Below are 13,895 nucleotides of genomic sequence, written 5' to 3'. Positions count from 1 at the left end.
ATAAGGGTTTAATATGTAAGAATCCCAGGTCAAAGGCGAACGCTGACGCTTCTTCGGATTCAAATGACCCGCTTCGCTGGCGCCCGCCATAAGATTTCCAATCTTTTTAAAGAGTGAGGTAAGCAGGGAAGAGCGAAGGCAGCTATTTACGGTACCTAGACCTGCGAACGCCTTTTCTCGGATTCATGTCTAGTACGCTGGTATCACCACAAGGATGCCTTTTTCTAAAAGGCTTAGGCCTACTAGCGCGTCTAAGTTGCCTAGTCTCCATCTCCATTTGGCTTCTTGCTGGATAGCACTGTTTACTTCGTTGTTCCTCTTGTTTTATATGATTCTTCACCTCCAAAGTACCGTTTGACGGGAATGGGGGTGTTTTTTATGTTTTAGTAAGAGATTTTTACGAGGAATCGCTTGGAAAGTGTAGAAGCTTGGGGCGCAGTCTGGTACACTAGATTAGTTACAAGATAAGAATGATTATGCCGCAAATGTTCGTGATGCGGATTTTTTGAGTTGGATGCCATTTATCCCTCGAGCCAGTGGTTCAGAGTGGGGATGATCGGATAGGATGATAATTCATAGGCTATAAAATAAGCAGCATCGCTGCTCTGGAAAATAACGTTTAGCTCAAGGTTAATCAGTTATTTCTCCATATAGGGAGGACAAAGATGAAATCAGTAGTACGAAGAGAAGATGTTGAGCTTCTGGCACCAGCCGGTGACTGGGATTGTATGCGTGCGGCGGTGGCAAACGGGGCTGATGCGATCTTTTTCGGGGTGGAAAAGTTCAACGCACGGGCACGGGCGAATAATTTCCGTATGGAGGAACTGCCTGAAATTATGGCGTTTTTGCATAGCTATGGGGTTAAAGGTTTTTTAACATTCAATATATTGGTATTTGAAAACGAGTTAGAGGACGCTAAGGAGCTGGTCGATGCCTGTATTGATGCTGGAGTCGATGCCTTAATTGTCCAGGATATGGGCTTGGTGAAAATGATCCGCGACATTTCACCGGATTTTCCGATTCATGGTTCTACCCAAATGACGATTACCTCGCCGGAAGCGGTAGAGTTTACAAAGCCGTACAATATGGAACGGGTCGTGCTTGGACGCGAAAACAACTTGAAACAGATCCAAAAAATAGGCGATCAGGCGAGACTTCCAATGGAGGTATTCGTACATGGAGCGTTATGCGTATCTTATTCTGGCCAATGCCTGACTTCAGAAATGTGGGGCGGACGCTCTGCTAACCGTGGTGAGTGTGCACAGGCATGTCGTTTGCCTTACGATCTGATGGTGGATGGAGAGCAGAAACCAATGGCGGATGTGACGTATCTGCTGTCACCTAAGGATCTAGCAGCGATCGACTTGATGCCTGAACTGATCGACGCGGGTGTTGTTTCTTTTAAAATTGAAGGGCGACTGAAAACACCTGAATATGTGGCGAATGTGGTCAGCAAGTACCGCAAGGCCATTGATAAGTATTTTGATGGCGATACGTCCAAGACCAGCAAAGAAGATATCCGCGAGCTGCAGCAGAGCTTTTCACGCGGCTTTACGCACGGTTTTCTCGAAGGAACCAATAACAAGAAGCTGGTTGACGGTACGTTCCCGAAAAGCCGGGGTGTGTATCTGGGCCGAGTGGAACAAATTCTTCGTGATGGCGTAGTGTGCCGTATTGATGCACCGCTCAAGCGTGGCGATGGTATTGTATTCGATGCGGGAGATCCCACGCAAAAAGAAGAAGGCGGACGCGTATACGATATCCGTCGCAAGGGCGTGAAGATTGAAGGCGAAGCCGGAGAAGGCTGGATCATTGACATCGTAGCGGGACGCAACGATGTGGATCTGCGCCGTGTACACGTGGGCGACCGCATTTGGAAGACCAACGACCCGGCGCTGGACAAGCGTCTGCGCCAGTCATATGACACGGACAAGCCGTATCGGGTCTTCCCGGTACATGTGCGGGTCAGCGGATCCCCAGGGCAACCGCTGTCGACATGGTGGACTGACGTGCAGAAGGGCACAACGGTCCGCGTGGATTCCGAGCTGGAGCTGGAGATTGCCCAGAAGCGTCCGATGACGCACGAACTGCTCGAAGAGCAGTTCGGACGACTGGGCGGAACGGTGTTCCAGCTGGAAGAGCTGGACGTCCATCTGCATGGGGACGTCATCGTGCCGATGCGCGAGCTGAACGGTATCCGCCGTCAGGCGGTGGAACTGCTCGCGGGCGAGCGCCCCAAACCGCCCGTGTACACGAAGCGGACGGTCGAGGTGTATGACGATGCATCGACTCCGGCATCGTCTGTAGCACGCGGTCAGGCAGAGCTGACCGCGCTGTGCCGCAGCCTCCCTCAGGTGGAGGCTGCGCTTGAGGCCGGCGTGGAATTCATTTACGCCGACTTCGAATTCATCAAGCAATTCCCGGCAGCTGTAGAGGCTGTGCATGCTGTAGGCCGCCGAATTGCGCTAGCGACCCCGCGTATTCACATGCCGGGTGAAAATGGCTACCACAACAACATCCTGCGCCTGAAGCCGGATGCTGTGTTGGTACGCAATCCAGGGGCACTCTATTTCTACTTGCGACATCGGTTGGAGAACCCGGACGCACATCACCCGCAATTGATTGGTGACTTCTCGCTGAATATAGCCAATCATAAAGCGGCTGATCTGTTCCTGGATTCCGGCTGCGACTTGGTTACGCCTTCGTATGATCTGAACATTCAGCAAATGGTCGATATGCTCAGACGTACGCGTACCGATAAGCTGGAGATTGTGATCCAGCAGCATATGCCAATGTTCCATACTGAACATTGCGTATACTGTACCTTTATGAGTGAAGGCACCGACTACACCAACTGTGGACGTCCGTGTGAGGACCATCGCGCATCCCTGCGTGATCGAATTGGTATGTCTCATCCGGTCCGTGTGGACGAAGGCTGCCGCAACACGGTATACAACGCGATTGAGCAATCCGGCGCGGAATACCTGTCCAACTTCCTGGAGCTGGGCGTGTCCCGTTACCGCGTGGAATTTTTGGAGGAGACACCGGAGCAAGTGCATGAGGTTATTGATCTCTATAACCGTGCCCTGCGCGGAGAAATCAGCGGAACACAAGTATGGAAGACGCTTAAAGCAACGAATCAGTTGGGTGTTACACGTGGGCAGCTGGTGAAGTAAATAACTGTATATTTGTTCGGGAGCCAGAAAGATTCCGGCAGCATAATATATTCATATAGAAAGCAAGTGATTAGAAGACATGTTCTCTTTGAGGGAAGATGTCTTCTTCTTTAACCTATCAAATTCATCTATCTTCCTGTTATAATCATAGACAGTATATCTATCCGTTATATTGAAGACAAAGGAGTTTTAACCTATGAAAATCCGTAAAGCGATTATCCCTGCTGCGGGATTAGGAACCCGGTTCCTTCCTGCTACAAAAGCGATGCCGAAAGAGATGCTTCCAATCGTAGACAAACCAACGATTCAATATATTATTGAAGAGGCTGTTGCATCTGGTATAGAGGATATCATTATCGTTACTGGTAAAGGCAAAAGGGCGATTGAGGATCATTTTGACTACTCCTTTGAGCTGGAACATAATTTGACTGCGAAGGAAAAATGGAACCTGCTCAATGAAGTGCGTAAACCATCAGAGATGGCAGATATTCACTATATACGTCAAAAGGAACCTAAAGGGTTGGGACACGCAATTTGGTGTGCACGTAAGTTTATCGGTGATGAACCTTTTGCCGTCCTTTTAGGGGATGACATCGTTGAGTCTGAGAACCCATGCCTCAAACAGATGATTGACGTGTTCGATGAGTATCAGCGTTCTGTTGTAGGTGTAAAACAAGTGGATTGGAACGAGGTACATCGTTACGGCATAGTTGAAGGTCATGCACTGACTTCCAAAATCTCTGAGGCGGAACGATTGGTAGAAAAGCCAAAGAAGGAAGAAGCAACCTCCAACTTGGCGATTATGGGACGTTATATCTTGACGCCTGATATTTTTGATATCCTGGGTCAGCAATCTGCGGGAGTAGGCGGCGAGATTCAGTTGACAGACGCATTGTCCAAACTGGGAGAAAAGAATCCGATCCTGGCCTATGAATTTGACGGCAATCGCCATGATGTTGGCGAGAAATTGGGATTCATTGAAACTACTATTCATTATGCTCTGCAGCATAACGAAATCAAGGATGAAGTACTGGCTTATATGAGACAGGTTATTGAAAAGATTGATCAACAAAAATAGACATCTCACCCAACCTCACTTTATTAATATAAGAAAGAGACTACCGGATGATATAACATCATCTGATAGTCTCTTTTTTTTTACTATTTCTCCGATTTCAACTGAGCAATTTGCTCTTTTTCCGTCGGATCAGCTTTTATTAGTTTATCGTACAATGCTTTGTCATCCTGCCCTTGCTTTTGCAGAGCGACGATATAATATCGAGCAATCTCACGATTTGTAGCGTCGCTCAGGTCGTCTTTCAAGCCGTTTTTGAGGATGCTTGCAGCCTCAGCAGGCTTACCTGACATGAACTCAATTTTTCCAGTACTGAGCGCAATACCCGGAGTTACTTCAAAAGTACGTGTCAACTCAATTTCAGGTGGAACCGTCTTAATATGAGCTACCCCATCCAGAACCTTCTGATAAGCAGCGAGACCTGCTTGGAAATATTTCTGTTCCTTGGCTGTGTCTTTCTGCTCATGTGCCTTATTACCAATAGTGTAAGCTTGGGTAATCAACATATTGTACCAGTCATTGTCCCAGACAAAGTTGGAAATGTTATTTTCCAAAATACTGAAGGCTTGCTCATGCTCACCTTTTGCTTTTAAAAGGTTAACTTTGGAGTTATACATGATTTTATTATACGGTTCTGCCTTCAGGCCCGTATTAAGTACCTCTATTGCAGCGTTATAAAATTCCTCTTTTTTCGTTTGATCATACACATTCTTGTACAGTGCAGCCAATCTTATAACCGAATCTGGGTGCGTAGGACGAAGTTCAAGATCCTTATTAATGGCATTTTGGATTTCCTCAAAAGATGTGCTGACCGCCATGATCTGTTTGGCAGATGTGGCAGCATTGGCCGATTGCACGAAGCGGAGACCTGCAAAAAGCACCACAATGCTTAGAATGCCGATGACTGCACTATACATGATTCGGAAACCGGAAGTACTCATGGACAAGCGTCTAAGAAGTTTACTGTCCATAGCAGCAGCCATACCACCAAGACTCATAAATACTAGTATGCCCATGAACACGTAACTCAGATTAAAGTCTAGCAAGCTATGAAGTAAGATCGAAAGCGCCAAAATGAGATACAGAAAGTGAGAATCCCGATCTTCATCATTTTGTCTAATATAGTTACGGATATATTTGTAGAAAATATATAAGATGAATGACATGAAAATTACAAAACCGAGAATACCAACTTCAACCAGATACTGCATGAAGAAGTTATGGGCCTGACGGCTTGTGTAAGGATAATCTTGGTATTTCTCGTATAAAGTAGCCCAACCGCCGCCGCCGGTGCCAATAACAGGATGATCTTTAATCAATTTGGCAGCATCCTGATAGAATACAAGTCGTTCCAGTACACTATGCTGCCGGAAATTGATATTTTCAAACCGGACCTGGACGTTTTCTGGTAGTACGCTGCGCAGGCCAGTTCCAATAAACAGAAAAGCCAGCATGCCAATCACCACAACTGATCCGACAGGTAGCCACAGGTTGGATAACTTGCGGGAGGCCCATCCTTTGAGGGCACTTTCCAACTTTGGTGCCAGATAACGTTCAACAAGCCACAGTACGACAGCTACAGCCAGGGAGACACCAATAAGTAACCCCCAAGCCTTCGCAGCCTCTCCGCCGTTGTAGGTCTTGTTGAGTTGTAAGCCCATATTTGTAATTGGCGCCAAGATAGATATTGACGCTACACCAGCAATGGCACAATGCAAAATCCATATAATCTGACGTGCTGGTTTAAAGAAGAGCAAGAGCAGTACGAAAACGACTGGCAACATAACCAGACCGCCCCGTGACAAGGTCAGGAACAGCGAGACCAGAATAGGTACCAACATGAAGCCGTGAATAGCCTTGCCATACCATAGCTTTGATTTCATCAGACAGAAAACGGCAGCGAATAGGAAAGCCATTAGAAAGGCCGCATATGTATTCGCATATTGAAACACTGATGTCAGCCGGAGACCATTTGTATCTGTCATAACTGCATTGGTATAACGATACTGATATACATATTGGGTAAACCAGCCTACCATCTTGCCGGCAAGTACCCACTGTCCAAACCAGTTAATAAAGCCAAAGCCTACAATGACATAAGCAACAGTCATAATCAGATTGTGAATAATCTTATTGCCTAAGCGATCCTGGAGTAGATAGATTGAGATGATAAACAGAGCGGCATATATGCACTGTACCACCACCATATTCATGGCCAGGTAATGCGAAGCTGCTGAAGTCAGTGAAAGCACATAAGACAGGGGAAGCAGCAGTACTAATACAGCCAGCCAATCCCTTTGCTCTTCCAGCTTGAATTTCTTATAATAAGATACGATTGCCAGGATCAACAGAATCGAGGCGATGATAACAGCCCAATAGAGAGGCTTTTCAAAATCGAGCATTTGCCCATTAAAAAGTGCAGCCTGGAAGGGAGCCCAAGCTAAAAACAGAATCATGCCAACAATTAACACCCAAAACATAGCCGGCCTTTTATCGTCACGGGTCGACGTTTTGGCCTGTTTCCCGTATACTGGATTCGACAAGGTTTACAATCTCCTTTTCTTGTAGATACGTCAACATTTTAGCATAATGACGCTTTGGAACCAACTAGCAGTATATCAAGGACATGCTAACTCATTTAAATTAAAAACTTAATTATAGGAAGAAGAGATATTGAGAATGTATTTAAGAACAACATTAAAAAGTATTTTTAACCATAAATATCTTATTAAAAATTTTATGGTCAAGGATCTGAAAAATCGCTATCAAGGTTCCATGATGGGTTTCTTGTGGTCAATCATCCACCCGTTGACAACTCTTGCAGTCTACTCACTTGTTTTCTCATGGATGCTAAAAATGAGAGTAGGTGTGGAACTGGGAACCAATAATTTTACACTGTGGATGTTCGCAGGGTTGCTCCCATGGATTTTCTTTTCGGAAACTCTTAGCCGCGCTACCTCAGTTGTGCTTGATAATAGTAACTTAATTAAGAAAACAGTATTTCCTTCTGAAATTTTGCCGATTTCTTTGTTGCTTTCTAACGCGGTGAATTTTCTGATCGGTTTTCTAATATTAATTGGCGGAATGTTTTTCTTAGGTCAACATGTCTCGGGCCTTTCGTTACTGTATGTATTGGTATATATATTCCCTTTGGTGTTGTTTACTCTTGGATTCTGCTGGTTATGTGCCAGTTTAAATGTTTTCTTTAGAGATTTGGGACAGATTGTAAGTGTAGTTTTAAATATTGTTTTTTATGCTAGTGCAATTATATATCCTATACATGTTGTACCACAAAAATTCCAAGGTTGGTTTTTCTGGAATCCGTTAATACATGTGGTACAAGGAATAAGAGATGCTTTGTTTAAATTACAGTTCATTGAGGACAGGGAACTTATTTATCTTTATACTTTTTCAATTATAGTGTTTTGTTTGGGGCAATATATATTCCAAAAATCGAAAAAAGGATTTGTTGATGTACTATGATAAAAAATGAATTGGCAATAGAAATTGGAAATATAACGAAGACATATAAAGTATACAATAAGCCTTATCATAAATTGCTTGAGATCTTTAATTTAGGGAAAAAAAATACTGAAATAAACGCTTTGAAAGGAATTTCTTTTAAAGTGGAAAAAGGGAAAACATGCGGTATAGTTGGTCCTAATGGTTCTGGGAAAAGCACACTTCTTCAAATCCTCACAGGGATTTTGCAACCTACATCTGGATATTTTAACGTGAAAGGTAGGATATCTGCACTGTTAGAACTTGGTGCGGGTTTTAACCCAGATTATACTGGGAGGGAGAATATATTTTTATATGCTTCAATACTAGGAGTAGAGAAAAAGGAGATTGAAACGAAGATAGATGAAATAATTGAATTTGCTCAAATTGGCGATTTTATTGATAGATCTGTTAAAACATACAGCAGTGGTATGTATGTGAGGTTGGCATTTGCGGTTGCCATCAATGTGGACCCTGACATTCTCATTGTTGATGAGGCACTCGCAGTAGGAGATGAGAGTTTTCAAAGGAAATGTTTTAGAAAGTTTGAGGAACTAAAAGAAAAGGGTGTCACTATATTATTCGTAACTCACAGTTTGGGACTAGTTAAACAATTTTGTGATGAAGCGGTTCTAATTTATAAAGGGGAACTTATTGAGCAGGGACATCCGAATCATGTCATAAATGTATATACTAAACTAATTGCTGAGATGGAAAATGGAGTGAGAGGCACTAAGCCAGCAGAAAAAGGTAAAGATATACCTATTTTGGGTGAATCAAAATTGTTGGATAGCGAACAAGCTCCTTCAGAGTATAGATATGGCAATGGAGAAGGGAAGATTATATCCTTTAAGTTAGATGGCGAGAATGGGAATAAATCAAGAATTTACAGACATGGAGAAAAAATAACAATTTCTCTTAAACTTCAATATTATAAGGATACTTATTCTTCACTTGCTGCCTATACAATTAAAACTGTTTCGGGGGTCGAAATAACCGGAACAAATACTAGCTTCGAGGGTTTGGATTTAAAAGATTATAAGAAGGATGATATTTTAAATGTCGTCTTTACTCAAAACACAATATTAAATGCAGGAGATTATGTAGTGTCTTTGGGATTTATTGAATTAGTTGATGATAATATCGTAGTTATGGATAGAAGATATGATGTTTTAACTTTTAAAGTTGCAGAAACTAAAAAAGCAGCTGGCCTTGTAGATCCTAAAGTTGAAATAAACGTAAGCAAAGTAATGAATAACTTAACTTTAGAGAACTCGGAGTGATCTTATGAATGATTTATTCAAACAAATTTATCCTATACATGAAGGAATTTATTTATGTTCTGAAAGTGGACATTATTATTCTGACTTAGATAATAAGCGGATGAGTAAACTAGTTGCTGAATGTATCTCTAAAGGATGGAGAACGGCTGTTAAGGAAAATTTTTACGATAATCCTTTTTTATTCAATATCATTACAGATGAATCCAGAGCAGATTGGCAGTATCTATTGCCGTTAACTGAAGATTCAGTAGCACTGGATATTGGGGCTGGCTGGGGGACTATTTCCATTCCGCTTGCACGTAATATTAAACATGTTGTTGCATTGGATGGAACCTTAGACCGTCTTCAATTTCTGTCTACCAGAGCAAAGCAAGAGAATATAGAAAATACTACGGTTATTCACGCGGACATATTTAAGCATCCTTTTAAAGAAGCGAGTTTTGACTTAGTTTCCTTTAATGGGGTATTAGAGTGGGTGGGACTTAATGATCTGGGCCAGAATCCACAAGAAAGACAGAATGAGGCTTTAAGAATAGCTTACAGTTTACTCAAACCTGGAGGCTATCTATACATTGGGATTGAAAACGCTCTGGGGCTAAAATATTTGCTTGGCGAACCTGACGATCATACGGGTATCAAATATATTAGTTATTTGAGTAGAGAAGAAGCCAATGAAATAAGTTTAAAGTGGAATAAAAATGAATATAGTACTTATACGTACACAAAGCAGGGTTATCAGCAACTGTTGGAGATTTCAGGATTCAGTAACATTGACTTTTTTTATCCGCATCCAGATTACAAAAGGATTGAGTTTCTGTACAGTCTGTCCGAAAAAAACGTATCAAGCTATTTAGTCGAATTTTTACGTTACACAAAATCCAGCTCTTCAATTAGTGAACGTGTAAATGATTTGGAGAAGTTTCTAATCGAATATGAACAGTTAAGTCCATTTCCTGCTTCTTATAGTATCTTTGCTCGTAAGGAGGAGAACTAATGATACCTCAGATTAAAAATTATGTAGAAACAAACTGGAACCGATTTTTCGAAATTAAGCCTTCGACACTTCAATTTCTTTTATTATCTAATCCTCAGGGGAAAAAGATTACGCATGGAAAATGCACAGTGCTTATTTTTAAAAACCACGAAGCCAAGCCTACCCTAGTTGCTAAATTTTTAAGGGATCGTAAGGGACGCCATGAGAAGATCGTTAGTGAATATAAAATTCTTGATAAAATAAGTGGTTGGGGTCAAGCTCCTCAACCTTTTGATTTGTTAAGAATCAACAATCGTTATGTTTCATTTGAAGAATTTAAGTCAGGCATTTCCCTTAAGTCCAGATTGCAGCGGACAGTCAACAAGCTTTCTTTAAATAATTTAGAAGATGTTATTGATCATGTTCGTTCAGACTTTCTAAATACTGGAGTCTTACTGAATCGCTTTGCAAATATAGAGATACCGATTCTAGAAATAGATGATAATAGTAACTACGCACACAAAGCATTAGAAAACTATAGTGAGTTAACTTCTTTATTAAGTTTGTCTGATAATAATCGTAAAATATTAAATAAGCTGGTTGAGGTTGATAAGGAAACCGACCAGCCGACAAAAATGGTGCATTTTGATTTAACCCCATCCAATATATTGGTAGATAAAGGGGAACTCAGCCTTATTGATTTTGAATTCAGTATCCCTTCTAAAAGCTATTTTCTAGATCCATTAAGATTTAGTTTTTATTATTTTTATTTACTTTATGAATTGAATTTGTTCCGTGGCCTTTCATGTGAGGCGAGCTTCTATCATTTTTTTGTGGAAAATGAAATCACACAGAGAATAGTTCAAAAGTTTTTAGAGGGCACGATTGAGGATTATAAGCAAGAATCATTTTTTTATTATATGTCATTATTTTTGTTGAGTAATTTACAACTTCAAATAGATGAAACTGACTTTATTAATGATGACTTTGTTATGCAAACCAATAATCTGTTGACTATCTCGCTGGATGTTTTGCAAAATAATGAAGTTAATTTGGCTGTTTATGAGAGTAAAGTAGTTGAAATGACTAATGAAGAGGTTAGAATTGAGTATGGTAAGTGCCAAAATGTAATTGCAAATTACGAAGCCGCAATTCAGGAAAAAGATCAACAACTGGCACAAAACCTCGAATATATAGAGCATTGTCATAAGGTGGTAGCCGAGAAAGACAAGGAACTGTTGAAAAACACTGAATATATTGAACAGTGCCATGCTACAATTACTGAGAAAGATGGACAATTAGAGGAGAATAATCGCTATATCTCCTTATGCCATGATTCAATAAAAGAAAAAGATGAGCATGCAGCAGTTTTACAAGAGGATATCTCACAAAAAGAACAAACACTTGCAGACTTGAAAGCGCAGTTGCTGCAGAATGAACAGCTTATTGCGAGCTTACAAGAAAAACTAAATCAGAATCCTATAGTTAGAGCTTTACAAGAATTCAGAAAAAGGTGAGAAATAAAAATGAAAGTGCGATCCTGTGATATTATCATTCCCGTGTATAACGCACCAGAAGAACTGGAAGAATGTGTGCAGTCATTATTTCGTTATACTAATTTAAAAGAAAATAGAGTTGTGATTATTAATGACTGTAGTCCAGATCCTAAGGTGAATGAATATCTTGATACCTTAGATAAGCAAGAAGGTTTAATTATCCTGCAAAATGAAGAAAATCTGGGTTTTGTAGGTACAGTTAACAGAGGTATGTCCTTCTCACAGGAGGATGTGGTTTTGCTGAATAGTGATACGGTCGTTACCGCCGGATGGTTGGAAAAGATAAAAGAGGTAGCATATTCAGATAAATCTATTGCAACAGTTACACCGCTAACAAACAATGGAAGTATTTGCTCTGTTCCAAAGTTTTTAGAGGATAACTCAATTCCAGATGGTTATACAGTTGAAAGTTTGGCACATTTTATTGAGAACATCTCTCTAAAAGAATATCCTGAAATACCTACAGCAGTTGGTTTTTGCATGTATATCAAAAGAGTGATCATAGATGAAGTCGGATTGTTTGATCAGGAAACATTTGGAAAAGGATACGCAGAAGAAAACGATTTTTGTTGCAGAGTAATTGAGCATGGTTATAAAAATGTTCTTGATGATCACACATTTATATACCATAAAGGCTCTATGTCTTTTAAAGGCGACAAACTGGCCTTATTAAACAAAAATTTAAAAACTTTAAATGCCAGATATCCCTATTACGATAAAAGTGTTCATGATTTCATTGTTAAAAATCCATTGAAACGTATACATGAGAATATAAACATTAGATTACCACATTATGTTGATTCTTACAAAACCCGCGGCAATATACTTTATGTTCTTCACAATTTCTTTGACGAGAGCTATACTCAGCCAATTGGTGGGACAGAGTATCATGTTAAGGATATTGTATCGGAGTTAGAAGATTATTACGCTTTTGTATTAGTGACGAATGGAAATGAGTTGGTGCTAAAGCAGTATCTTAAGGGTGATTTTATTGCAAAGTATCATTTTCCTTTACGTGATTCTATCTCTATACAACATTTTCATCATCAAGAATATAGTGAAATTGTAGAAAAAATCTTGGGGACGTTTGAGATTAGCCTTGTGCATATACATCATTTGATCAGGCATTCTTTTGATATCCCTCATATTGCTCATAAACTTAATATACCAGTAATTTTCACTTTACATGATTACTATTTATTCAGTCCTAAGGTAAATTTGTTGGATGAGAATAATAAGTACATTTTAGAAAGTGGAAATGAAGAAGAAAAATTCAATTCCTCCTTGAGAGCTGCTTATGGATTTCATACTCCATTTATAAAGAAATGGAGAGAAAAAGTTGAAGATATGAGTAGTAAAGTAGACCAATTTATTACACCTTGTGATTTTGCAAAAGATTTATTTATAAAGCACTTTCCCTCATTAGAAAGCAAGATTTCTACTATTGAACATGGAGTTACTATTGAGAATAATTTCACAGGCTCTGAAATTCCATATGTGAAATCAGAGAAAAAAGAAATTAAGGAATGGAATATTGGATTTTTAGGCGGGCTTGCACCTAATAAAGGTAGTGATTTGATTTATAAATTGATCACAAAGTACCCTAGGAATCATATTAATTGGCATTTAGTTGGTGGTCTGGGAGACCAAAAATTAAATTTATTGAATCAAAATAATCTCCATAAGCATGGGGAGTACAAAAGAGAAGAACTGAGCCATATTATAAAAAAACTGGATCTGGATTTAATTTGTTTGTTATCTCCATGGCCAGAGACTTTTTCTTATACGTTAACTGAAGCGTGGTTGCATGATATACCTGTTCTGGTTACTCCTATGGGAGCCCTTAAGGAAAGAGTTAATAAGGTAGGCGGTGGATGGGTATCCCAATCTCTTGAACTAAGCGATGTTATGAAGAAACTGGATGAGATTATTGATCATGGGCAAAATGAACTGGTTAAAATTAAAATTAATATTAGTGAGTATAACTTTAAAACAAAATTAGAGATGGTAGCTCAATATAAGGAATTGTACGATAGGTTCGAGAGTTCCAAAGAGCCGACTAAAACAATAACTGTATTTGAAAATGCTGATCTTCTTGTGTCCTTAAAATATTATTTCCCTCATGATAGTAATATAACGTCACATGAGTACCATAACCAACTTAACCAATTGGAAACGGAATTAATGAACATGAGAAACACAATTGGGTGGAAAGTTTTGACTAAGCTTAGAAACAATAATAAAGGTTCTTTAAAAATGGGCAAGAAGCTTATTTATTTTATTCTTAAGTTCAATATCATTAAAAAGCAATAATTTTGAACGAGCATAACG

At 40.0% G+C, this 13,895-nt stretch carries 8 protein-coding genes; 7 read left to right on the top strand and 1 reads right to left on the bottom strand.

The features are described from left to right. Positions 1 to 665: 665 nt before the first annotated feature. Together KAI36_RS23985 and galU are read left to right on the top strand one after the other, a co-directional pair. Entirely contained in the window at positions 666 to 3,176 is a 2,511-nt protein-coding gene (locus KAI36_RS23985; RefSeq protein WP_076294074.1) for a U32 family peptidase, read from the top strand. Positions 3,177 to 3,372: 196 nt separating this feature from the next. Beyond that, positions 3,373 to 4,254, top strand: a complete 882-nt coding sequence (galU, locus tag KAI36_RS23980) for a UTP--glucose-1-phosphate uridylyltransferase GalU (RefSeq protein ID WP_025723431.1) — start codon at positions 3,373 to 3,375, stop codon at positions 4,252 to 4,254. Between the two features lie 83 nt (positions 4,255 to 4,337). Here galU and KAI36_RS23975 read toward each other — a convergent pair whose 3' ends face one another. Next, entirely contained in the window at positions 4,338 to 6,794 is a 2,457-nt protein-coding gene (locus KAI36_RS23975; RefSeq protein WP_220026191.1) for an O-antigen ligase family protein, read from the bottom strand. A gap of 136 nt (positions 6,795 to 6,930) precedes the next feature. Here KAI36_RS23975 and KAI36_RS23970 point away from each other — a divergent pair, with 136 nt between their 5' ends. Genes KAI36_RS23970 through KAI36_RS23950 form a run of 5 tightly spaced genes read left to right on the top strand, consistent with a single transcriptional unit; the run spans position 6,931 to position 13,877 of the window. Further along, complete coding sequence (locus tag KAI36_RS23970; RefSeq protein ID WP_025723433.1) at positions 6,931 to 7,734, top strand: ABC transporter permease; 804 nt, start codon at positions 6,931 to 6,933, stop codon at positions 7,732 to 7,734. Next, on the top strand, positions 7,731 to 9,035 hold the full coding sequence (locus tag KAI36_RS23965; RefSeq protein WP_220026190.1) for an ABC transporter ATP-binding protein: 1,305 nt from the start codon (positions 7,731 to 7,733) through the stop codon (positions 9,033 to 9,035). Before KAI36_RS23970 ends, KAI36_RS23965 begins: the two co-directional genes overlap by 4 nt. 4 nt (positions 9,036 to 9,039) lie before the next feature. Then, positions 9,040 to 10,029: a class I SAM-dependent methyltransferase gene (locus KAI36_RS23960; RefSeq protein ID WP_220026189.1), complete on the top strand. Its 990-nt coding sequence runs from the start codon at positions 9,040 to 9,042 to the stop codon at positions 10,027 to 10,029. Beyond that, complete coding sequence (locus KAI36_RS23955) at positions 10,029 to 11,525, top strand: protein kinase family protein (protein ID WP_220026188.1); 1,497 nt, start codon at positions 10,029 to 10,031, stop codon at positions 11,523 to 11,525. Before KAI36_RS23960 ends, KAI36_RS23955 begins: the two co-directional genes overlap by 1 nt. Before the next feature lie 9 nt (positions 11,526 to 11,534). Next, positions 11,535 to 13,877, top strand: coding sequence for a glycosyltransferase (locus tag KAI36_RS23950; RefSeq protein ID WP_220026187.1), 2,343 nt, complete (start codon positions 11,535 to 11,537; stop codon positions 13,875 to 13,877). Positions 13,878 to 13,895 lie beyond the last annotated feature (18 nt).

The organism is Paenibacillus sp. S02, assembly GCF_019454065.1.
In the GTDB taxonomy this organism is placed as follows: Bacteria; Bacillota; Bacilli; order Paenibacillales; family Paenibacillaceae; genus Paenibacillus; species Paenibacillus polymyxa_B.
Note: the sequence above shows the minus strand (reverse complement) of the source record. Positions and strands in the feature narration are given on the sequence as shown.